The sequence below is a fragment of the uncultured Winogradskyella sp. genome (assembly GCF_947496485.1).
Lineage (GTDB): Bacteria > Bacteroidota > Bacteroidia > Flavobacteriales > Flavobacteriaceae > Winogradskyella.
The window spans coordinates 379,330-401,906 of the sequence record NZ_CANMCZ010000003.1 but is presented as its reverse complement, the minus strand read 5'-3'; the positions used below and the strand labels follow the sequence as shown (position 1 = coordinate 401,906).

The window sequence follows — 22,577 nt, the reverse complement described above, 5'->3', positions numbered from 1 at the left end:
TGGGCGAAAAGTAGGTGTAATAAAGATGAAATACAAAAAAACACGATGAAATACATAAAATGTTAACATTTTAAATGAATTTACCTATGTTTTTACATAAAAAAGACCTCTAGTAGAGGTCTTTTTCCCAAATTGAATTCTAAGACCTTTGCCATTTAATACAAAATGTCTCTTAACCTGAAACTCAATATTATTATACTTTAATTAGAAACAATGGATTAATCTATGTCTACAATTTTAGTTTAATTTAATGACAAATTGTGAGGGAAATAATTTGAAATATGGAGGGATTTAATAGCACTCACTATCAACAATTATAAAAATAAACGAAGTGAACCATAACTACAAAAAAATAAGATGAATGACTTAAAATTTTAACATTCTAATAGTTTACATAAACCCAACCAACCATTGGTTGATAATTTGGATCATTCAAATTTAAAATATAATAATAAGTGCCAATAGGTACAGTATTACCGCGATTATTAAGACCTCTATTTATTTCACCGAACCAAGGTTTATCATTATTGCCCTGAAAAACAACGTCTCCATAGCGGTTATAAATCTTAAGTTCGTGTTCTGTAAAGATGTTATATAAACCTTGAATATTAAACCAATCGTTGTAATTGTCCTCGTTTGGTGAAAATGCTTCAGGGATATATGGCGGACAATTTTCGATAGTAAGATCGAATTGGAAAATTTCATAACATGGTGGACTTACCAACCTTACATAAATGGTTTCAGGACTAGAAGTATTATTATAGTCACTTGGAATTAATATGTTATTAGATTCTGTTTCTAAATCTTCTATAGAATTATAAAAAGCAATGTCTTCTTCGTTATAATTTATACTTACAACAGCATCATATAAGTTGTATGTTGAGATTTCAAAACCTTCATTACAACCAATAAGATTTGGTAAAATGGTAATATCAGGAATGATTAGTAATTCAATATTTTCAAAAGTGATATTGTTATCTTCATTGGTTTCGGTGACTGTTCCTGTCATGTTCCCATTATCATCAACAATAGCAACAATGGTTAAACTTGGATCAACATCATCTGGCACAGTAACGCTAATAGAACTGCTTTCACTAGAATTGATTGCAAGATCATTTGTAGTTTGACTTTGACCAATTAAAGTACCATCTAAATAAAAAGCAATTGGTGTATTTGCCGGTAAAATATCTGTACTGTTATTATTATAAACAGTATAAAAAAGTTCGATACTATTATCACCACAATTCACAATATTATTATCAATACTTATAGTTGCATCTGGTAACTGACTGTTTAAAACAGTAATGATATTATTAATCATTACAAAGTCTTGTCCAGAAGTAAGTGTAATAGTTGCTGAGGTATCACCTATATTTATATTGTCCTGAATATTGTATACATCAATGTCCATATTGTATAAATTGGTTGCACCTGTAAATGAGTTAGTACCATTAAATGCATTATTTGCAGGATTTAAAGGGAAATTACTAATCAAGTTTCCATTGATGGTTAATTGCTCATTAACGGCTAGACCTCTATCACCTTCCCAAGCAATAAAGCCAATTTTGGCATCTTCATTATCCAAAACATTTAGGTTATCTAAATTGATGTTTAATAATGTTGGTACACTTTGTAAACCATCGTAAACATTCAGCTGATTGAGTGGTAAGTTAGTATCCTCATAAATTATACTTATTGCCCAACCACCAAAATTAGTACCTGATTCGCAATAAGGTGCTATTGTTGTTGTCAAATCAAAATCTGAAATGGTGTATGTCGTATTACCTTGAGTAGTTATAATATCTGTAATGTCTGCGAAAGCTGCAAAAAACACACGTGTAATATCTAATGCATCACTAAAAGTGCGTTGAGCAGTTATAGGAATTCCATTTATGGCAATATCTAAATCACCATTACCAGAACCAGCCCAATATAAAAACGCAGCAACTACATTTTGATTGGAGCTAAGGTTTAAATCGGCTGAAGAAGTTGTTAAAATTGAGCAAGATCCACCAAAACCATTTTCAGCAGTATTTAAGGTATTACCTATAGCTGTGTAATCGTATCGTCCATTAAATTGTTGATACAAAGAAATGTCTTGTGCATATACCGAAAGGGTTGCAAAAAATAAGAGTAAACATAATATGTATTGAACCCTTTTCAAAGTTATAAATTGATAAAACTAAATTACACTTTTTAAATTTAGCGTTTTAGAGTAAAATGACTAGTGAAAGTCCGTCCGTCTTGAAGTTTAACTCTAAACCAATAATCACTGGTTGGCATTGCAGCACCATTAAAAGTTCCATCCCAACCAACACTTAATGGATCAAGTTCCTTTAAGAGTTTTCCATAACGATTAAATATTAGAACCGATGAGTTCTCTTGAAACTGAGAAGAAATACCATTAACTTGCCAGTAATCATTTGTGTCATCATCATTTGGGGTAAAAAACTTTGGAAAACCAATAACAGAAACTAGTTCTTCAGTAATTCCACAATTATTCTTGTCACGAACATAAACGGTATATAAACCAGGCAGTACATTTTCAAAAGTATTACTGTCTTGGTATATGCCATTTATATCATCTAAAGCATATTCGTAATCTCCTTCACCAGTTACTAAAACAGAAATAGAATTATTTTCTGAAGCATCAACAACTTCAATATCTGATACAGTCGCAATATTGGAAGGTAAAACAGTGATAGTTCTGTCCTTAAAACAACCATCGGTATTTGATACTCTAACAGTATAAGTTCCTGGAGAATTAACTTCAATGGTTGAGGTGTTTTCACCAGTTGACCATAGATAAAAGTAGTTATTTGCCAAGTCGTTAACAAGACCGCTATTTAACATTACAGGTTCTGGAAAAAAGTTGAGACAGTAATGTGTTTCATATTCAGTTTCAATATTTGGCAATTCAAAAACAGTAAGTTCAACTTCGCTTATACCATAACAAGCATTAGTATTTTCTACACGTGCGTAAATGGTTTGATTATAAGGAATAGTATTAGTAAATGTTGTTTCAAGTGGATTATTTTCTAATAGTGCATCATTATAAGTTTCATAGTACTGTAAATCTAAACCAGCAGGAGTATTAGCTAAAACATTGACATCGGCATCTGTTAGATTAAAAGGCATAAAACCATCTTCAGTACCATCTGTATCGCATAATTGTAAGCTTGCATTGTTTGAAGCTGTTGTACTAACTTCTAAAGAAATTTCGCTAAAACTAAAACAACCAGTATTAGTATTGGTGACTCTGGTATAGATAATCTGAGGATTGAAAAAATTATCAAATGTAGCACCATTTATAGCATCTAATTCATTCTCTGCATCATTTTGAGATAAATAAAAATCTACAGAAGACGTCTGATTACCACCAGTAATATCCTCTAAAACCTCAGTTAAATTAAAAGTTGTAAACCCTTCTGGAATACCATCTTCATCACATTGTATAAGTGAAACATCGTTTGCAATAGGTCTTGACTTCACTTCAATATTTAAACTGGTAAATCCTAAGCAACCAGAGTCAATATCTTCAATTCTAACAAATATTTCAGTTGGTGTAGGTGCTGTATTTGTGTAATTAATAGGAAGCTGAGCTGTAGAAGTTTCGGCATCACTTTGACTTAAATAATAAGAAATATCATAATTTACTCCAGCGATGCCACTAACTATTTCTTGTGTTATTAAATTAAAATCGAAAGTTGTAATACCATTTTGGTCGTCTCCATCTGTATCATCATCACAAGCTTCATAATATAATGGTGTATTAAAATTGGTGAGTGCTGTTATATTCAAATCAAACCTGTTAATTATAAAACAGCCAGTTGTTGTATTTTCAATTCTAATAAAAATTCTTTGATTGCTCGATGTGTTATTAAAAACATCTCCCAAAGGATCTTTCTTAATATTAGCATCACTTTCGGAAATGTGATACGTTACAGCAACATCAGATTCTCCATTGATAATATCTTGAGTAAGATTAGTAAGATCAATTTCTGTGATGTTATCGCCAAAAGGCGATGCGGCGTCACATAAATCTAAATCTGGCAAAGTTGTTGTGCTAGGGCTTGCAACTAAAGGATTTGATGGATTATCAGGAAAAGTAGCAGTACCTGTCCATTCTATAGAAAATGGACTATTTCCAATAGGCCTGTCAATAACTATAAAGTAACTCTCGCCAACTAGTACATCTATTTCGCTTACAAAACTATCTCCGTCAGCACCTGGACCTTCATCAGGATCAGGATCTGTAGAATTCAATCCTGTTAAATTACTACCCTGATTTGCTGCGACAGGATTGGTCGTTGAACACCTGATTGCTTGACCTATATTTCCACAGCTCACATTAGGGCCAAAAATAAAAAAATCATAATCTTCGTTGATATCTGTACTGCCTGGTGTTAATGTAAATGCTAAAGTACCAGCTGTTGCTATATTAACCTTAAGCCAAATACTATTATTTTCTCGACTCCCACATGTGTTAGAATTATTGAGTTCTTGTGTGCCAATACCATTGACATCTAGACTAAAATTTGAATTTCCACAAACTGTAACAGCATTAACACAATCATTTGGTTCTTGTGCATAAATTATTACAGAAAAGAATAGTAAGCAGAATAGAATAGGTTTTATATAAAGATTTGGTGTCCTGTTCATCGTTTAAGGGTAAAATGACTTGTAAATGTTCTGCCGTCTTCAAGGGTAACCTTAAACCAATAATCGCTAGTAGGCATATTTGTTCCATTGTAAGTTCCATCCCATCCAACGCTTAATGGATCGAGTTCTTTTAAAAGCTTTCCGTAACGATCAAATATTAATATTAAAGAATTATCTTGAATATTATTTTTAATACCATACACTTGCCAATGATCATTTTTAGAATCATTATTTGGAGTAAAGAACTTAGGGAAACCAATAACAGAAACTAAGTCTTCTACAATCCCACAATTATTTTTATCACGCACAAAAACAGTATATAAACCTGGCTGAACATCTTCAAAAGTGTTACTATCCTGATATGGTCCATCTATATTATCTAAAGCATATTCATAATCACCTTCTCCATTTACAACAATAGAAATAGAGTTGTTTTGAGAAGCATCTACTACTTCAATATCTGCAATAGTAGCTATATTAGATGGTAAAACACGTACTGTTCTGTCTTTAAAACAGCCATCAGTATTTGATATTCTGACTGTATAATTACCAGGGGAATTAACCTCAATAGTTGATGTGTTTTCTCCGGTTGACCACTCATAGTAATAGTTATTTGGTAAATCATCTAGTATACCACTACTTAGAGTTATTGGTTCAGGGAAAAAGTTAAGGCAATAAAATTTTTCTGACTCAGTTTCTATATTTGGTAATTCAAAAACCGTGAGTTCTATTTCGCTTATACCATAGCAGGCATTAGAGTTTTCAACTCTTGCATAGATGGTTTGATTGTAAGGAATTGTATTAGTGAAATTACTGTTAAGTGTATTATTTTCAACTAGAGCATCTTCATACGTTTCATAATATTCTATATCTAAATCAGTAGGTGCATTGGCCAAAACACTTGCGTTTGCGTCTAAAAGATTAAATGATGTTAACCCATCTTCAGTACCATCGTCATCACAAGCTTGTAAACTGGTATTGTTTGATGATGTAGTACTAACTTCTAATGAGATTTCACTAAAGCTAAAACACCCAGTGTTATTGTCTATTACTCTAGTGTAAATAGTCTGTGGATTGAAAAAATTATCAAAAGCTTCTGGGTTTATAATTTCATTTAATTGATTTTCAGCTTCAGCTTCTGATAAGTAAAATTGAACAGTTACATCGGAAGTATTATCAGTTATATCATCTGTAAACTGAGAAATATTAAACGTTGTAAATCCTTCTGGAATACCATCTTCGTCACACTGTATAATGGCAATGTCATTTGCAATTGGTGCATCATTTATAATAAGTTCAAAACTAGCAACAGCAAAGCATGTAGTATTAGAAGTATTCTCAATTCTAACAAAAATGGTTTCGTTAAAAGCAGTTGTATTTCTATAATTTAGAGGTAAAGGATTTGTGTTGTCATCTGCATTTTCTTGTGTAGTATGAAAAGAAACAGCTACATTTTGTTGTTGATTTACAATGTTAGGAATTAGCTCTGATAAATCTACAGTTGCAATACCATCCATTACATTACCTTCATTGTCACAAAATTCTATTGTATTAGCTTGAATGACTTGTGGGGTATTAAACACTTCGAGTTCAAAACTCGTTACATCAAAACAATTGGTGTTTTCATTGTTATCCACACGAACATATATGGTTTGAGGATTACTAAAGTTATCATACGGAAATACGATTTCATTTTCTCTATTGGTGGCATCATCAATAGTTTCATAATAACCAACATTATATTCTCCAGGTGTTTGGTCTAGTAGTGCTTCTTCATCCTTATTACTAAAAAAGAATGTTGCCACACCATCGTTAAAAGCATCATCACAAACGAAAACATCTGTCATTGGGTTTGCAACAGGAATATCATAGACACCAACTACTGCACTACCTTCAATCGGGCAATCACCATTATTAGGTTCTATATATACTTCGTAAAAACCAGGGGTATCTACAAACAATTCGAAGGTGTCCTCTGTTAATGGGTTGCCATCTCGGGTCCAAAAATAGTCAGCACCAGCAATATCATCTGCTGTAAGTGTGTAATTATCTCCAGTACAAAGTTTTAATTCTGTTGTGCTAAGGTCATTTCGAATAATATCTATTTCAGAATTAAATAAAGATTGAATAAATGGAGGTAAGCCAATAAAACTTCGATTTTGACTGTTGCCATTGATATCTAAAAGAATACCTTGTTGGTTATAGTTTGCATCCAAACCATCTGCCTCTGGATTATTAATTACACCTAAATAACGTCGAGTATTACCATTTGGATTGCTAAACTCGTATTGTGCTCTATAAATACGCCTGTCAATACCGAGCTGTAATGCACCAGCACTAATACTCCCAGATGTATGTATAGTTACCGCAGAATTTGGAATATCTGCAGATTCTAAATCCCATTGCAATACCTGACTACCTTGAGCTCCTACAGGACCAGTGGTTGCATAAGCTTTTTTATTCTCTGCTGAGAACTCTACACCATAAGGATTAGTGTTATTTTGTCGGCTGTAAAGCTCTAAATGGTTCGAAACTATACCAGTTGCATTATTAAAATCGAATAAATCAATACTACCAGAAGCAACTGCACCTTCTCCAGTTGCATAACCAAAATTGGCAGCCATTAGTTTTGAAGCATCTGGCGAAGCTTTTAAGTAGCCTAACGCGTTACGACGGTAGCCAGATATAGGTACGGTTGGACCAACAGTAGAGATCACAGGAGTTGTATTAACACCATTCACATCTACTCTAAAAGCATAAAATTTATTAGTAAAATGTGTTATTACCCAAAATGAGGAACAATCTTCTGCTCTAACTGCTGTAATTTTTTCAGAACTTTTATATTTAATTTCTTCGGTGTCATTTGGGTCATAGGTCACTAAGTGAACGTTTTTTTCAGCAGGATCAACATCACCCATACCACCATTCAATGTCATATCAACTAGGGAGTAGTTAAAACCATTATTAAAACCATCATCTCCAGAGGGTACTGCGTCATCTAGATTTTGATTTGGATATGTCGCCGCATTATTATGATGAGGTTCATCAACAGTAAAAATATAGTATTGATTTGGGTCTTCTGGTTTTGGAACGATAAGACCAGAGGATGTGCTAGATGGATCACCTAAAAGTCCTGTGCCACCAAAATAATCACCATTTGGCATTATTTGGTGATTTTGATTCCAAACCGTTCTACCATCTGTATAGAATACCAAATTACCATCAGTATCTGAGATAGAAGTACAACCTTCTAAAGTATCGATTTGTCCATCGGTAATTGCTGTAACTGTTCCAGCACCTGCATCAAAACGTAAACCTGCATTCTGTCCAAAATACCAATATGATGCTTCATTTTGCCCAAATATTAGGGAGCAAAAAGCAAGCGAAAGAAGCGTAAAATAAATCTTTTTCATAATAGCTTTGGTGTATAGCAAACACACTAGTTAATACTATATAACAGTTAGAACTCAAAAATTCCTCTGTTTAGTATTAAAAACTAAATAGCAATGGCTACCAAAGATATTATAAATCTCGCTTTTTCAGTAATCGATAGGATAAAAAGATAAAAAGGGCAGTCCAACCCAGAACGATAGCAATTTCATACCAATGCACAGCGTAGTCGTAGACAATATCTGTCTTTTCTGGGAATTTGGTCATTACTATACGTTGAATAGGCTGATCGACAAGGTTCCACATTGATTGAATAGGCATGAAATTATGAATTTTCCATGCAAAATCACCACTTATCTGACTTTTAAAAACTAAAAACATAATCCATTCAAATATGAATAGAATAAAGAGAAATGCTAAAGCAAAAGCAGATCGTTTTAATAACATTCCAAAGAATAAACACAAACTGAAGAAGCCAACAAGTTTAACGAAATAGGCTAATAAGAATTCTATTTCTCTAAAAATTATAGAAGCTTCAGTATAACTAGAATAATATAAACCGATTAAGAAAGTTGCCAAACCAATTAATACAGTAGCACAAAGCGAAAAGAATACTATGGTATAAAATTTAGAAAGTATAAATTCTTTTTTGCTTAACCCATCAATAAGATTCTGTTTTAAAGTTTTATTACTGTATTCATTGCCGATCATACTAACAACAACTATAGCAAAGAAAAACTTGAACTGGGCCGCGAAAAAAGTGCTTATATGCCAAATTATTGGAAAGTTGAAAATTCCAAGTTCTCCTAATTCTAAAGTAAAAAAGCCAAAGAAATTTATTTTTATTGACGATAGTACTAATACAGTGAAAGGCAGAAGAAATGAAATAATTATCAGCACTCGACTAGTTTTATTAAGCCAAAGTTTTTGTAATTCTAATTGTATAAGACGTAACATATTGTTGATTGGTTTTACATATTCCTGTAAAAGGAATTATGCTGTTTTTTGATTGATTTCTTGGTTGTCCGTTAGTTGTAAAAATTGCTCTTCTAAGCTCTCTTTTCGTTTCACTAAATGCGAAAGTAAAATACCTTTGTCGAACATTAATTTATTAAAATCTGGTGCTGACATTGGTTCGTTTAAAAAAGCAGTTATCAGATCATCTTCTATTTTAATTTTTCCAAAGTCAGTGCTGTTTTCTAAAATGGCCAATAACTCATTATGCTTTTCTGCTTTTAATTCAAAGAAACCATGACTATTAATCATCTCATCAACTCTACCAGAATAGAGTTTTTCGCCTTTTCTTAAAACGACAACGTGTGAGCATACTTTTTCAACTTCATCGAGTAGGTGAGAGGCGAGTAAAATGGTAGTGCCATCTTTGGCAATATCTTTTATAATTTGGCGTATTTGATGAATACCTTGAGGATCCAATCCATTTGTTGGTTCGTCTAAAATTAAAATCTCAGGATCGTTAAGCAAAGCAGAAGCTATGGCTAAACGTTGTTTCATACCTAAGGAATAGGTTTTAAACTTATGGTCCTTTCTTTCGAGTAATCCTACAACTTCTAATTTTTCTTGAATTTTACTGTGGTCAACACCTTTTATTTTGCAGACCAACTTTAAGTTCTGTTCAGCTGTCATGTAAGGATAAAAGTTAGGTCGCTCTATAATAGCTCCAACTTGCTTTAAAGCATCATGTGTTGTAGTATTACCATCAAACCAATGGAAATCTCCGTTGGTTTTATTGACTACATTTAGCACTATGCCTAAAGTTGTTGATTTTCCACTTCCGTTTGGTCCTAAAATACCATAAACGTTACCTTTATTAATGGTGAAACTTAAATCTTTGACAGCTGTGAGATAGCCGAATTTTTTCGTAAGATTATTGATTGTAAGGATTGGCTCCAAGATTGATTGATTTTTAAATATATAATGACACTGCTGAAAAAACTCAAGAGTGACTGTTATATATTGGTTGGTTATAAAGGTAAGACGATTCAGTCATTTATTTGTTACAATTATTTCAATAAAACCCTTAAATTTAGAAAATGGAAGAGGATTTAAAAATATCAAAAAAGAAACCTTCGTACCCAATTTCTAGCCAATTGGATCTTTACCTTTCTAATTATAGAAGGAATATTGATCTGCCAATTTTTTATTCAGATTTATTGCGTTTTCAAGGTTCTGTTGTGGTTTATGATAAAAATGATGAAGACACTTTATGGGTTAGAGTTTATTACAATGAATATGAACGTGAAGAAATAGATTTGAGTTTAAAGCAAGTATACTCTAGTTTAATTTCTGATGGAAGTCAAGGTATTTTAAAATATCTAAACGTAGATGCTATAGATTTTTGCACCTTCGGCAATTCTAAACCATTTAGAATAAAAGTTAGAAATATCCTTAATGATAATTACACTTATTTTTATGTGAAAAAGGCAGATGCTTCAAGAGTGTATGGATTGGAGTTAGAGCATATGTTATCGCCGTATAATCTCAATTTTTTGGTTTGTAGAGATACTTTAATAGAAGAACACATAGCAGGAATACCAGGTGATGAGTTTATAAAAAATATGCTCAATGATTGTAATTCATCTGAGAAAGCTCAGATAGCCAAAGAGTTTGTAAAGTTTAATGAACGTTGTCTAATTAGGCTTTTGGGTGACATGCGTTCTTATAATTATGTTATTGTTCCTACACACGATTTTGACCATGTTGTTTTTAAAATTAGAGCTATTGATTTCGATCAGCAGTCTTATGAGGGTAATTTAAAAATTTATAGACCACAATTTTTTAAAGAAAATTATAAAATGGTAGAATTGGTTCGTGATAAAATACAGAATGAGTCTGTAGACCAGTACAAAATTGAAGAGCGTTCAATTGTTGCAAAGCGAATGATTAGTTACTTGGATAGAATAAACGCCTTGCTAGATTGTATGGAAAATGATAATATCTCTATTAAAAAGCACATTGATATGCTAAAAGAAGATATTTATAATTACACCTTGGATTTAAAGTTTAGAAAAAGTAAAAATATGGGACAAATACTCAAAAATGCTCTCGATTTCGTAAAACGAAATTATGAAGGTGTAAATACTAAATCTTATTAATATTTATAGGTTAATACTACTTTACCATGCTAACTTTATTTTTGGGCTTCAACATGAAATACATAAACCCTAACATTACTAGATAATAAAGAATAACAAATGTTGCATATGTTGGTATACCTCCCCGTCTTGGCGATACTGCGAGCATTAAAAGAGACATATTTAACATAAACTGCAATAACCAAACTGCAATGCCACTTTTAGTATGTCCATATACAACTGCACACATACCAGCAGTTCCCATCATACCCACTAATAAAAACCAAAAAGGAAAATCTGGGATAACAGCTTCGCCATGAAGTACGATAGGCATCCACCATAGCGTCCATACAACACCAACAATTTGACTTGCATAAAAAGGATTTGTGATTTTTGATAATTGACGAATACAATAACTAACCCAAACAACTTCACCCATAAAAGCCCATATCAAAACTATAAAAGTCATATTTAGAGATTTGATTGTAACATCAAAATTTAATAGTGAAGAAAACTCAACTCCATGATAAATATTTTTCAGTATCAATGTTAAAGAGGCTATTGTAAATGCAAATATTAAACTAAGTAAATACCACTTAGGATGAACTTTCCACTTTAGCATTGGTCTAAACATATCCTTTATACCTTCATTGCCTCTGGTAAATTTTACTATAAGAACTAGTAATAATAGTAACACACCAAAGCGGCCATGATTATAAGAAAAACTATTCATATGGCCTTCAGCTCTGACGTAAACGAAAAGAACATTGACTATAGGAGCCAAAACTAAAAATATCCAGATTTCATATTTTTTTATAAACGCTTTCATAGTTTTTGTAATTTAAAAAAAGCAAATATAAAATTTTACAGGTCATAGCCTATTTTCATCTGTTATTGTGCAAGGAATAGGGTTTAAGAGGTAGTTTTAAATCAAAAAATATACTGAATAGTTTGTTAATTCCAATTTTCATCAAAATCTAGATCACTGTAATCATCAACATCAATGTCATCTTCAAATTCGTTGTAAGGATCTTCATCCTCTTCGGCTTCAAATGTTTTTTCTGGTGCTTCATCTGGTATCTGACCATGAACATACATTAGATTAGGATAGTCTGTACCTTGGGCTTCTTCAACAATTTCACCCAATTCTACATAAAAAGTCCACATGTTCATAAAATCGTAAACATATATTAGTCTTGTAGAAGCTTCATGTATAATATCGTTTATGATGGTTTCGTTCATCATCTTAACTTTATTGCCTGCTTCACTCATATCCATCATGGCAATTTCTTCACCTTGGTTCCACTCGTCGTCACTGACATAAAAAGAAGCCATTTCCATACCATCAAAACCAAAGGATTGCGTTATAATGTTGTGCAAATCTTCCATAGTATCTCCTTCGCGGATTTCTAAATCACGGAAGACATCATCTTCGGTATCATTATCTAGTATAACTCTAAATCTATATATCATGCTGCAAAGTTAATCGATTTTTTAATTATTTACTGAAACGATGTAACGTAAAAATCATTGCGCTTAATAAAATAAATGCGCCTACTTGGTGTAATACACCTAACCAAACAGGTACTGCGTAAATCAATGTTAAAACACCGAGTAAAAACTGAATACCAACCATAATTAAAAGGCCATTAATTCCTTTAGTTTGTAGAGTTGTTAATGTCATTTGTTTTGCTTTATACCATATAGATAGAATAAAGATGACGACAACGTAAGCTAAAGTTCGGTGCACAAACTGTACACCACTTTTACCTTCAATAAAGTTTAAATAAGTTGGGTTTTGTTCTGTATAAACCGTTTCGTGAATAAGTTTACCTTCATTCATAAATGGCCAATTATTATGAATCCAACCAGCATCTAAACCGGCAACAAAAGCGCCATATATAATTTGAACAATGAGCACTACTAAACTTATTCTTATAAAATTTCGAAATTTCTTCTCAATCACTTTTTTATCAGGGAATATTAAATCTAAAGCGACCCAAAATGTGTAAGCAAAAGTTAAAAATGCTGTGGTTAGATGAGCAGCAAGTCTGTAATGACTAACATCTGGTCGATCTACTAAACCACTTTTTACCATATACCAACCTAAAAATCCTTGAAAACCTCCCATAATTAAGAGTATAATGGCCTTTTTAATAGTTGATTTGGTAAGTCGTTTTCGAATTAAAAAGTAGAGGAATGGAATAATGAAAACCAAGCCAATAAAGCGACCAATCACTCTATGAATCCATTCCCAAAAGTATATATTTTTGAACTCATCTAAGTTCATGTTATAGTTTAACTTCTGATATTCAGGGTATTGCTTGTAAAGATCAAAAGCTTCATTCCATTCCACAGTGTTCATAGGAGGAATGGTTCCTGAAATTAGCTTATAGTTAGAAATAGATAAGCCAGAATGGGTCAATCTTGTAATCCCTCCGACAATTACCATAATAAAAATTAAAATACAACCAGTAAGCAGCCAATAGATAACTACTTTATTATCCTTTTTCATTTTTCAATATTTTTTCAAAACACAGACTATTTTCTATACCAATGTATTGTCCATAGTTTGGTATGGTTTTGTATAAATTCTTTTTATAAAACTGAACGGCTTCGGTTTGTCTAATACCAGTTTCTAGGACACAAGACAAAAAACCTATTTCAGAAGCCCAATTTTCAAGTTTTTTTAAAATTCGCGTCGCAATTCCTTTACCTCGAGTTTCAGTTGAGGTGAACATGCGCTTAATTTCTACACTAGTTTTATTAAATTCTTTAAACGCTCCACAACCAACAGGATTATTGTCTAAATAAGCAATAACTACATGATTTAAAGTAGCTATGGAATTAAATTGATTATAAAAATTGTGTTCGTCACCATCTGTTATTTTTAAATAAGCATCGAGCTGTTTTACTAAAAGTATAAAGTCTTTATTTTCTGAATTTGTTCTAATGAGTTTTATCATTATTCATTGACTTTAAGTCCTAATTTTTTTCCTTTTTCTAACATCAATTTATAAGCCGCTTCGTGTTCATTAGGAATTTCACCTTCTAGAATAGCTTCTTTAATGGCTTCTTTGATGACTCCAATTTCTCTAGAAGGCTTCAGGTTAAAAGCTTCCATAATCTCTTCACCAGTAACTGGTGGTTGAAAATTTCTAATTTGATCACGTTCCTCAACTTCAACTATTTTATCTCTAACTTTTTGAAAATTATTATGATATCTTTTGAATTTCTTGGGATTTTTAGTTGTGATATCTGCTTCGCAAAGTGTCATTAAATCATCAACATAATCACCAGCATCAAACACCAAACGACGAACAGCAGCATCTGTGACATCTGTCGCTAAGACAATTGGTCGCGAACTCATAAATACCATTTTCTGTACAAATTTCATTTTGTCATTCAATGGCATTTTAAGACGTTTGAATAATTTATAAACCATCTTAGAGCCAACAAATTCGTGAGCGTGGAACGTCCAACCGATTTTTTTATGAAATTTCTTAGTTGGTGCTTTTCCTATATCATGCAAAAGTGCAGCCCAACGTAACCACAAATTATCTGTGGTTCTAGCAATATTATCAACGACTTCTAAGGTATGATAAAAGTTATCCTTGTGACGTTGCCCTTCAATTTCGTCTATACCTTTTAGGGCTGTAAGCTCTGGTAAAATATAATTTAATAAACCTGTTTTTTCAAGTAGTATAAAACCAATGGAAGGTGTTTTACTTTCAAGAATTTTATTTAACTCTGTTACGATACGTTCTTTTGTGATAATTTTTATTCGGTCTTTATTATCAGTAATAGCTTTAAGCGAAGCGTCTTCAATTTTAAAGTTAAGTTGTGTTGCAAAACGAATGGCGCGCATCATGCGCAAAGGATCGTCACTATATGTAATATTCGGATTTAGAGGGGTTCTAATAATGCCTTTATCTAAATCATAAATGCCATTAAAGGGATCTAATAATTCACCAAAATTATCTTTATTTAAGCTTAATGCTAGAGCATTGATGGTAAAGTCACGTCGGTTTTGGTCATCTTGCAAAGAACCATTTTCAACAATAGGATTTCTACTATCTTCTGTATAGCTTTCTTTACGTGCACCAACGAACTCAATTTCAATATCATCATAGCGCAACATTGCAGTTCCGTAGGTTTTAAAAACTTGGACTTTTGGTTGGTCAGGTAGATTTTTAGCCACTTGTTTTGCTAAAGCAATCCCACTACCAACTGCAACTATATCAATATCTTTTGCGTCACCTCGTTCTAAGAAATAATCCCGTACAAAACCACCAATAACATAGCTGTCTAGATTCAACTCTTCGGCAGATTGCGAAATAATTTTAAAGATATTATGTTTTAAAGCTTGTTTGTGATTCATTTTTGCTAAGAATACACCAATATTTTATTTAAAAAATAGGTTTTGCAAAGATAAGGCATGAATGGAAGGTATTAAAGCAGAATGTGAGCTTTTTACGCTATGCTTTTTTCTAATAATTTTGAAGATAAAATTCGGCAATATTCCAATCCAATTGAGTGTCAATATCAATTGAAGTTTCTTCAGACATTACATATTTTTTGATTTTAGAAAACTCTTTTATTTTGTTGTTTCTAATTGATTTACAGTTTATCACATAAATAGCACCATTAAATTCCCATACTTCAGGACAATCTTGCCGCCTTGTAAAGCTTCCTTTTTTTGAAGGTTCTAAATACCCATTTTCTTCTTCAAACAAATTGTAATAAGGATTTCCAGATGCTGCTTTTACAGATACAACCATGTCTATATCATTAGTATATAAGGCAACACAATTTTTTATTTGTTGTAATGTTCTAAAAGGTGAGGTTGGTTGTAATAAGATAATGGCATCATAAATCTGATCATTTAGTTTCTCATAGGTTTCTAATGCATGTAACATCACATCTTGAGAATTCGCAGTATCTGTTGCCAGTTTTTCTGGTCTTTTAAATTCTACTTTTAACCCTAGCTTTTTAGCAACATCAATAATTTCATCACTATCTGAAGTAAAACATATATCCTCTAGATTAGCTATTTCCTTAGCGACATCAATACTATATTGAATTAAAGGTTTACCGTTAAGTAGTTTAATATTCTTCTTTGGAATACCTTTGCTACCACCTCTTGCGGTTATAATGACTAAAAACTTCATATTATAGTCTTATATGTTTAATATCCTCTTGTGCTTTTTCATAATCTTCGTGCTTACCAATATCTAACCAATAACTTAATATGGGATAATTGATAACTTTTTTTTCATTTTTTAAAAGTATATCAATTAAATCTGTTGCGTTAAAAAATTCACCCTTAGGAACGTACTCTAAACATTCTTTTTTGAAAATATAAATCCCAGCATTAGAATAGTAAGTGTAAGATGGCTTTTCTCTTAAATCAACAACGTAATCCTCATTTGTTTCTACAACACCATATGGAATGTTTACTTTATAAGGAATAGTTGCAATTAATGCATCTCCTTCTTTAAGTAGAAAATTATTAAAAATATCTTCAAAATCGGCATTGGTAAGCAAGTCAGAATTCATTAATAGAATATAATCATTCTCAAAATTCTCAATAAGTTTAAGTGCACCTATAGTTCCTAATGGTTTATCTTCTGTGATGTAATTTAGGTGAAGTTGATGTTCATTATTTTCATCGTAAAATTTAACGATTTGTTCTCCTAAATAGTTGAGAGTAATATTTATATTTCTAATGCCATAAGATGCTAAACGATCTGTATTGTGTTTTATTATAGGTTTTCCACCAACTTTTAATAAAGGTTTGGGTGTTTTTTCTGTAAGCGGCATTAACCTCGACCCTTTGCCACCAGCCATAATTACTGCATCTAAAGGAAGCATGGCTTTAACCTGTGAAATATCAATGATTTTCACCAATTCCATATTAGTATTTAATATGGGAATTAAAGTGATTTTATTGGCTTTAAACTGTTCGAGCTCTTCCTTTTTAGTTGTATTTTGTTGAATAAACTTAAAGTTTTTATGAGCAATATCAATAGCTGGTTCTTCTATAGAATGTCCATTAATAAGAGCACGTCTTATATCTCCATCAGAAAGGCTTCCTAATACTTTATTGTTCTTATCAACAATAAATAGTGCTTTTCCTAAAGACTTATCTAGTTCTACAAGTGCTTCCTTTATAGTTGTTTTAGTATGTATGATATATTGTTCAGACATTTTATTACTTTATTTTAGATCAAAAAAAGATTTCTTAATTTCTGGAATAGGATTTTTAGTAATGATCTCCATAATCTGTTTAGTGGCTGTCCCATTACCGTAATCATTGGGTAAGTCTTTAATTGAATTTAAAAACTCTAATGAGAATGATTTTTCTAATGCTTTAGTTATCGAGACTTTACCTGGCTTGCAATTTATAACACTTGCTGGCATCAATCTTCCTTTTTGTCTATCTCCAATATTTATAGTAGGAATTTTAAATAGTGGCACTTCAATAATTCCGCTAGAAGAATTACCAACCACAACATCCATATATTTCAATGCAGATAGATAACGTAATTGCCCTAAAGATTTAAAGGCAACTGCTTTATTAGGATGTTTAGTAACATAATCATCTGTTAATCTAATTATTATTCTTCCATCCTTATCTGAATTTGGTTTTGTAAAAATTAAAGTTGTATTCTCTAATTTGTCCAAAGCTAAAAGCAGTTCTTTAAACTGAAGTTCAGAGGTTTTATTTTCTAAGGTAACAGGATGAAATGTAATTAGAACATTCCTTTTGTTCAACTTAAAATCGATTGAAGCCTCAAATTCTTGTTTAGACATTAAGTCTAAATGGGTTATACTATCAATACCAATAGCACCAACATTAAAAACAGAATTAGGTTGTTCACCTAGTTGAATAACTCGTTTTTTATAAGTTTGCGTAGCCGTAAAATGCCAATGACTCATTTTTGTAATTGAATGTCTAAAAGCTTCATCATAAGCACCTTCAGTTGTTTCGCCACCATGAATATGAGCAATTGGAATACCTTTTACAGTTGCAGCAATAGCAGCAGCAAAAATCTCAGAACGATCACCAAGAACAACTATTAAATCTGGATTTAGCTTTTCAAAAGCTTCTGAAAAACCTTTAATTGTTTCTGCAATGGATAATGAAATACCAATTGAGGAGTCATCTTTTAAATGACTATTTATTTTCGTTGTAATCTCAAATCTGTCTGTCTTAATTTCATTAATGGTATTGCCATGTATGCTTGATAAATGCATCCCAGTGACCAACAATTGCATAGTTATGTTGCTATCGTTATGCAATGCAGTAATTAATGGTTTCAAAAGACCATATTCTGCTCTGGTTCCTGTTATTACGGCAATTGTTTTCTTCATATTAAATCATCTTCGTCATAATCTTTTGTTGCAATTGTACCTATTATATTGGGCCACTGCATAGCAGAGATTCCATTACCAGGTCTTTTGGTTGTTATATTATTTTTAGTTAAAATATCACCCTTTTTTATGTGAGTGCTTGCAACGATACTTTTACGAGCAACTATTTTATTTTTTAGTTCACTTGGAGTAGGCTCTTTTTCTTTTTGCCCTAAAGCATTTTCAATATTGCGTATTGCCTTTACCATTGCTATAAGTTCTTGAGGATCTAAAGACGCCTTATGATCTGGTCCTGATAAGGTTTTATCTAAAGTAAAATGTTTTTCTATAACAGTCGCTCCCATTGCAACTGCAGCAATCGGCACTTCAATACCTAAGGTGTGGTCAGAATAGCCGAAGGGTACACTATATTTATTTGCAATGGTTTGCATTGCATTAAGATTAACATCTTCCATAGGGGTTGGATATTCTGTATTACAGTGTAAAACTGTTATATCTTTTTGCGAAGCTCCATTTTCCGTTACAACCTTGATTGCATCACCAATTTCTTTTAGAGAAGCCATACCTGTTGAAATAATAATAGGTTTTCCTAAGCTTCCGATTTTTTCTAAATAAGGATAATTTGTGAGTTCACCAGAAGGAATCTTAAATAAATCAATACTCAGTTTGTGGAGAAAGTCAATGCTTTCTAAATCAAATGCAGTAGATAAAAACTTAATATTTTTTGATTTACAATAGGCAATCAAATCTAGATGGTCTGCTTCACTAAGCTCTAATTTTTGAAGCATTTTTAGTTGCGATTCATTACTGTTATTTGTATTCTCTTTTTGATAATTCGCTTTTTGAGCATTTTTACTAACCAGCTTTTGCGATTTAAACGTTTGAAACTTAACGTAATCAACTCCAGCTTCAGCAGCAACATCAATTAATTGTTTTGCCAAATCTATATTGCCATTATGATTGACTCCTGCTTCTGCGATGATTAAAGTACTACCCATTGTTAATAGATTTTGCGGGTATTCCAATGACGGTGTTATTGTTTGAAATAGATTTAGTAACTACTGCACCTGCTCCAACAATATTACTTGAGTCAATATCTAAGTATTGAAGAATTGTTGCATGAGTACCAATTAAATTCAAATTATTAATTGTAACTCCGCCAGAAACGACAGTACAAGGATTAATCACGTTATGATTTCCAATGGTAACATCATGTCCAATATGAACACCTCTGTTAATCAAATTAAAATTCCCAATTGTTATATCTACTGTGAGAACTACAGCATCACAAATTATATTACCAATTCCAATAGTAACAGATTCGTCTTTATTAACTTGAGGATGAATCAAATTTGGAAAACTAAAATTTGAATACGACTTATATTTTTCCATTATTAATTTTGAACGCTCAGGAAAAGCAATACCAAATATAATATTGCATGACTCTTTTTGACTCTTAAGAAAGTCAACTTCATTAAAAATATTGAATTTATTTTTTCCAATACTAAGTGTCGATTCTTTTGGATTTAAATCAATAAAACCTTTAAAGTCGAATACATGTTCAACGTTATTAATAGTTTTTAGGAGCAAGAATATTTCTTTTGCTGCTCCGCTTGCTCCAACTATATAGGTAGATTTCATTTATGATTTTTTAAATAACACTACTAGGTAAATTTACGATTCTATTTTCTAAATATGTAGAATTATCAAGATTACCGCATTGTGCAGTTGAATGCATAGGTAAAGAATTCATGAGTTTCCAGATGGGTCTTGTCATTACACCTTCATCATTAGTTATTTTTAAAAATTCATTTCTTTTTTCTAAGCTTTCTAATTCAATAGCATTTAGCCAAAAATTTGAAGTGCTTTTTGCAAGGGGTTCTCTAAAGTGTATTTTTTCTTTTTTCTTAAAAAGCGAGCTGTATTTTCTTGCAAGTTTCTGTTTAGCTTTCAAAAAGTTAGGTAAGGATTCCATCTGTGCGCAACCTAATGCTGCATTAAGATTTGGTAAACGGTAATTATAAGCAGTCATATCATGATGGTATTCCCAAGGATGTGGCACTTTTGCAGTTGTGGTTATATATTTAGCTTGTTCTGCTAGTATACGGTCATTTGTAATTAACATACCTCCACCACCTGTAGTAATTGTTTTATTACCATTAAAACTTAATGTGCCAATTAAACCAAAAGTCCCTGTGTGTTTATTATCATTATAGCTCCCTAAAGATTCGGCAGCATCTTCCACTACGTTTATATGAAACGAATTGCAAATTTCTACAACTTCAGCTATTCGCATAGGTAAGCCAAAAGTGTGCATTGGTACAACAGCTTTAATAATTCGTTTAGTTGAATTATTAATACATTTTCCATTTATAATTGAAGTGTTTTTCTCTAAGAAATTTTTAAGTTTTTCTGGTGATAAACCCATTGTATCAATATCAACATCAACAAAAACTGGATGTGCGTTGCAGTAACTTATTGCATTTGCAGTGGCAACAAATGTTAGAGGTTGTGTTATAACTTCATCATTAGATTTTACATCAGCTAGTAATAAACCTATGTGCAGAGCAGCAGTTCCGTTTACGGTTGCGACTGCATATTTAGAGCCTGTAAACTTAGCGACAGAAGCTTCAAATTGATCTACAAATTTACCAACACTTGAAACGAAAGTAGAATCTATACATTCGTTGAGGTATTTTTTTTCATTACCTCTAAATCTAGGTTCATGTAGTGGAATAAAGTTATCGGTATCGTAGATTTCTCGAATAAATTTAATAATATCTTGGTACATCAATTACATTTTATGGTCTAGATATTTTCCAGTTTCTTTATGCCTAAAATCTGGAATCATTTTAAAGAATAATTCGGTTAAGTCTTCTTTTTTCCAGGACTTACTTGCCTTTAAATCTTTAATGGTGTTTTCGAAAAACTTTAGTTTTTCATAATTAATGTGTAACTCATTTTTTATAACCCCTAAATTGATAAAACTATCCATATCTAGAGTTTCGTTATCAGTAAAAAACTCTTCAAAATCTTTTTCTCCAGTCGTATCACTTTTTGTGAATAAGCAAGGCCATTTTCCTTGTTGTGGTAAAGTTTTAGCCAATGTTCTAGCCTCATCTTCGCTATTACATAAATGCGGTTCGTAACCCAACGATTTTATATACTTTATAGCAATATCTGCAAAACTAATAAGATGTAATGATTCATTAAGCTTAGGAAAAAATATATCTCTATTCTCACCAAAGATGCAAGACATTAAGCATAATTCACCAGATTCCTTGGGAATTACAAAATAGCGTTTAATGTCATTAGGTGCTACTATGGGTTGTTGTTTTTTTATACGTTGATCAAATCCATGGAGTAAAGAACCATCAGAAAATGCAACATTAGCAAAACGTGCTGTGGAAATAGAAATATCTTTACTTTTTCGCATCAAAAACATTTCCATAATACGCTTAGAAGCACCCATCATATTTACAGGATTTGCTGCTTTATCTGTTGAAACACAGAAATATTTTTTAACTCCGTTGTCTATGGACTGTTGAATAGTTTTATCGGTATTAATAATATTTACATCAATCATTCTCATTAATGTAAAAGGGTCTTTTTCGCTTCTTACATGCTTTAAAGCAGAAAGATTTAGCACATAATCATATTGTCCATCAGATTTTATAAAAGTATCGTACTCTATAGAACCAATATCTAAACCAAAAGTTTTAAAATCACCATCTATATAACCTAATGAACTCCGAATATCTCTGACAAGTTCAACTAGATTGTTCTCGCTTATATCTACAACATGTAATTTTTTTGGATTACGTTTAAAAATCTCTTTAGTCACAGCTTGGCCAATAGAACCAGCACCTCCGATAACTAAAAACTTAGAAGATGAAACAATAGTTTTCAGTTGCTCTTGGTGAGTTTCAATATCTGCTACAAAGAGTTCTTTTTGTCTACCAATAAGCTCTAAAATTTGCATAAAAATTCTGATTTAGGGTAAAAATACTATAATGTTTGGTAATGAGGATATGTAAAACAACTTTCATTTAACCT

General features: G+C 31.9%; 18 protein-coding genes. 1 reads left to right on the top strand and 17 read right to left on the bottom strand.

The features are described 5' to 3' along the window. Nucleotides 1–382 precede the first annotated feature (382 nt). The 5 genes from Q0822_RS12140 to Q0822_RS12120 all read right to left on the bottom strand — a co-directional run bounded on the left by Q0822_RS12140 (nt 383) and on the right by Q0822_RS12120 (nt 9,963). Nucleotides 383–2,164, bottom strand: a complete 1,782-nt coding sequence (locus tag Q0822_RS12140) for a gliding motility-associated C-terminal domain-containing protein (RefSeq protein WP_299123975.1) — start codon at nt 2,162–2,164, stop codon at nt 383–385. A gap of 38 nt (nt 2,165–2,202) precedes the next feature. Next, nucleotides 2,203–4,662 carry a T9SS type B sorting domain-containing protein gene (locus Q0822_RS12135; protein ID WP_299123974.1) on the bottom strand — a complete coding sequence of 820 codons (2,460 nt, stop codon included), beginning with the start codon at nt 4,660–4,662 and terminating at the stop codon, nt 2,203–2,205. Further along, nucleotides 4,659–8,075, bottom strand: coding sequence for a T9SS type B sorting domain-containing protein (locus tag Q0822_RS12130; protein WP_299123973.1), 3,417 nt, complete (start codon nt 8,073–8,075; stop codon nt 4,659–4,661). The genes Q0822_RS12135 and Q0822_RS12130 overlap by 4 nt, the downstream gene beginning before the upstream one ends. 109 nt (nt 8,076–8,184) lie before the next feature. Continuing rightward, complete coding sequence (locus tag Q0822_RS12125) at nt 8,185–9,009, bottom strand: ABC transporter permease subunit (protein WP_299123971.1); 825 nt, start codon at nt 9,007–9,009, stop codon at nt 8,185–8,187. Between the two features lie 36 nt (nt 9,010–9,045). Next, the gene (locus Q0822_RS12120; RefSeq protein WP_299123969.1) at nt 9,046–9,963 is read right to left on the bottom strand and encodes an ATP-binding cassette domain-containing protein; all 918 of its coding nucleotides are present in this window, start codon (nt 9,961–9,963) and stop codon (nt 9,046–9,048) included. 140 nt (nt 9,964–10,103) lie between these two features. On the opposite strand from Q0822_RS12120, the gene Q0822_RS12115 reads away from it, so the two are divergent. Then, complete coding sequence (locus Q0822_RS12115) at nt 10,104–11,165, top strand: hypothetical protein (protein ID WP_299123968.1); 1,062 nt, start codon at nt 10,104–10,106, stop codon at nt 11,163–11,165. A 16-nt stretch (nt 11,166–11,181) separates the two neighbouring features. Here Q0822_RS12115 and Q0822_RS12110 read toward each other — a convergent pair whose 3' ends face one another. The 12 genes from Q0822_RS12110 to Q0822_RS12055 all read right to left on the bottom strand — a co-directional run bounded on the left by Q0822_RS12110 (nt 11,182) and on the right by Q0822_RS12055 (nt 22,503). Beyond that, nucleotides 11,182–11,973, bottom strand: coding sequence for a hypothetical protein (locus Q0822_RS12110; protein ID WP_299123966.1), 792 nt, complete (start codon nt 11,971–11,973; stop codon nt 11,182–11,184). A gap of 125 nt (nt 11,974–12,098) precedes the next feature. Continuing rightward, a complete protein-coding gene (locus Q0822_RS12105; RefSeq protein WP_299123964.1) occupies nt 12,099–12,617 on the bottom strand; it encodes a hypothetical protein in 519 nt (172 codons plus the stop codon). A 25-nt stretch (nt 12,618–12,642) separates the two neighbouring features. After that, nucleotides 12,643–13,659: a COX15/CtaA family protein gene (locus Q0822_RS12100; protein WP_299123962.1), complete on the bottom strand. Its 1,017-nt coding sequence runs from the start codon at nt 13,657–13,659 to the stop codon at nt 12,643–12,645. Next, a complete protein-coding gene (locus tag Q0822_RS12095; RefSeq protein ID WP_299123960.1) occupies nt 13,646–14,110 on the bottom strand; it encodes a GNAT family N-acetyltransferase in 465 nt (154 codons plus the stop codon). Before Q0822_RS12095 ends, Q0822_RS12100 begins: the two co-directional genes overlap by 14 nt. Continuing rightward, nucleotides 14,110–15,525 carry an HD domain-containing protein gene (locus tag Q0822_RS12090; RefSeq protein ID WP_299123958.1) on the bottom strand — a complete coding sequence of 472 codons (1,416 nt, stop codon included), beginning with the start codon at nt 15,523–15,525 and terminating at the stop codon, nt 14,110–14,112. Before Q0822_RS12090 ends, Q0822_RS12095 begins: the two co-directional genes overlap by 1 nt. Before the next feature lie 109 nt (nt 15,526–15,634). Beyond that, complete coding sequence (locus tag Q0822_RS12085) at nt 15,635–16,315, bottom strand: acylneuraminate cytidylyltransferase family protein (RefSeq protein ID WP_299123957.1); 681 nt, start codon at nt 16,313–16,315, stop codon at nt 15,635–15,637. Between the two features lies 1 nt (nt 16,316). Then, nucleotides 16,317–17,354 carry a nucleotidyltransferase family protein gene (locus tag Q0822_RS12080; protein WP_299123955.1) on the bottom strand — a complete coding sequence of 346 codons (1,038 nt, stop codon included), beginning with the start codon at nt 17,352–17,354 and terminating at the stop codon, nt 16,317–16,319. A 9-nt stretch (nt 17,355–17,363) separates the two neighbouring features. Next, the gene (neuC, locus tag Q0822_RS12075; RefSeq protein ID WP_299123953.1) at nt 17,364–18,521 is read right to left on the bottom strand and encodes a UDP-N-acetylglucosamine 2-epimerase; all 1,158 of its coding nucleotides are present in this window, start codon (nt 18,519–18,521) and stop codon (nt 17,364–17,366) included. Continuing rightward, the gene (neuB, locus tag Q0822_RS12070; RefSeq protein WP_299123951.1) at nt 18,518–19,519 is read right to left on the bottom strand and encodes an N-acetylneuraminate synthase; all 1,002 of its coding nucleotides are present in this window, start codon (nt 19,517–19,519) and stop codon (nt 18,518–18,520) included. The genes neuC and neuB overlap by 4 nt, the downstream gene beginning before the upstream one ends. Further along, nucleotides 19,512–20,162 carry an acetyltransferase gene (locus tag Q0822_RS12065; RefSeq protein ID WP_299123949.1) on the bottom strand — a complete coding sequence of 217 codons (651 nt, stop codon included), beginning with the start codon at nt 20,160–20,162 and terminating at the stop codon, nt 19,512–19,514. Before Q0822_RS12065 ends, neuB begins: the two co-directional genes overlap by 8 nt. Nucleotides 20,163–20,172: 10 nt before the next feature. Further along, nucleotides 20,173–21,312, bottom strand: a complete 1,140-nt coding sequence (locus tag Q0822_RS12060; RefSeq protein ID WP_299123947.1) for a LegC family aminotransferase — start codon at nt 21,310–21,312, stop codon at nt 20,173–20,175. 3 nt (nt 21,313–21,315) lie between these two features. Continuing rightward, nucleotides 21,316–22,503 (bottom strand): UDP-N-acetylglucosamine 4,6-dehydratase, encoded by a 1,188-nt coding sequence (locus Q0822_RS12055; RefSeq protein WP_299123945.1) that lies wholly within the window; start codon nt 22,501–22,503, stop codon nt 21,316–21,318. Between the last annotated feature and the right edge of the window lie 74 nt (nt 22,504–22,577).

Bases quoted from the DNA above. Each gene is read 5' to 3' on its own strand.
- Q0822_RS12095 (WP_299123960.1), bottom strand. From the start codon at position 14,110: ATGATAAAACTCATTAGAACAAATTCAGAAAATAAAGACTTTATACTT.
- Q0822_RS12085 (WP_299123957.1), bottom strand. From the start codon at position 16,315: ATGAAGTTTTTAGTCATTATAACCGCAAGAGGTGGTAGCAAAGGTATT.
- Q0822_RS12055 (WP_299123945.1), bottom strand. From the start codon at position 22,503: ATGCAAATTTTAGAGCTTATTGGTAGACAAAAAGAACTCTTTGTAGCA.
- Q0822_RS12130 (WP_299123973.1), bottom strand. From the start codon at position 8,075: ATGAAAAAGATTTATTTTACGCTTCTTTCGCTTGCTTTTTGCTCCCTA.
- Q0822_RS12105 (WP_299123964.1), bottom strand. From the start codon at position 12,617: ATGATATATAGATTTAGAGTTATACTAGATAATGATACCGAAGATGAT.
- Q0822_RS12110 (WP_299123966.1), bottom strand. From the start codon at position 11,973: ATGAAAGCGTTTATAAAAAAATATGAAATCTGGATATTTTTAGTTTTG.
- Q0822_RS12100 (WP_299123962.1), bottom strand. From the start codon at position 13,659: ATGAAAAAGGATAATAAAGTAGTTATCTATTGGCTGCTTACTGGTTGT.
- Q0822_RS12060 (WP_299123947.1), bottom strand. From the start codon at position 21,312: ATGTACCAAGATATTATTAAATTTATTCGAGAAATCTACGATACCGAT.
- Q0822_RS12135 (WP_299123974.1), bottom strand. From the start codon at position 4,662: ATGAACAGGACACCAAATCTTTATATAAAACCTATTCTATTCTGCTTA.
- Q0822_RS12080 (WP_299123955.1), bottom strand. From the start codon at position 17,354: ATGTCTGAACAATATATCATACATACTAAAACAACTATAAAGGAAGCA.
- neuC (WP_299123953.1), bottom strand. From the start codon at position 18,521: ATGAAGAAAACAATTGCCGTAATAACAGGAACCAGAGCAGAATATGGT.
- Q0822_RS12115 (WP_299123968.1), top strand. From the start codon at position 10,104: ATGGAAGAGGATTTAAAAATATCAAAAAAGAAACCTTCGTACCCAATT.
- neuB (WP_299123951.1), bottom strand. From the start codon at position 19,519: ATGGGTAGTACTTTAATCATCGCAGAAGCAGGAGTCAATCATAATGGC.
- Q0822_RS12090 (WP_299123958.1), bottom strand. From the start codon at position 15,525: ATGAATCACAAACAAGCTTTAAAACATAATATCTTTAAAATTATTTCG.
- Q0822_RS12125 (WP_299123971.1), bottom strand. From the start codon at position 9,009: ATGTTACGTCTTATACAATTAGAATTACAAAAACTTTGGCTTAATAAA.
- Q0822_RS12065 (WP_299123949.1), bottom strand. From the start codon at position 20,162: ATGAAATCTACCTATATAGTTGGAGCAAGCGGAGCAGCAAAAGAAATA.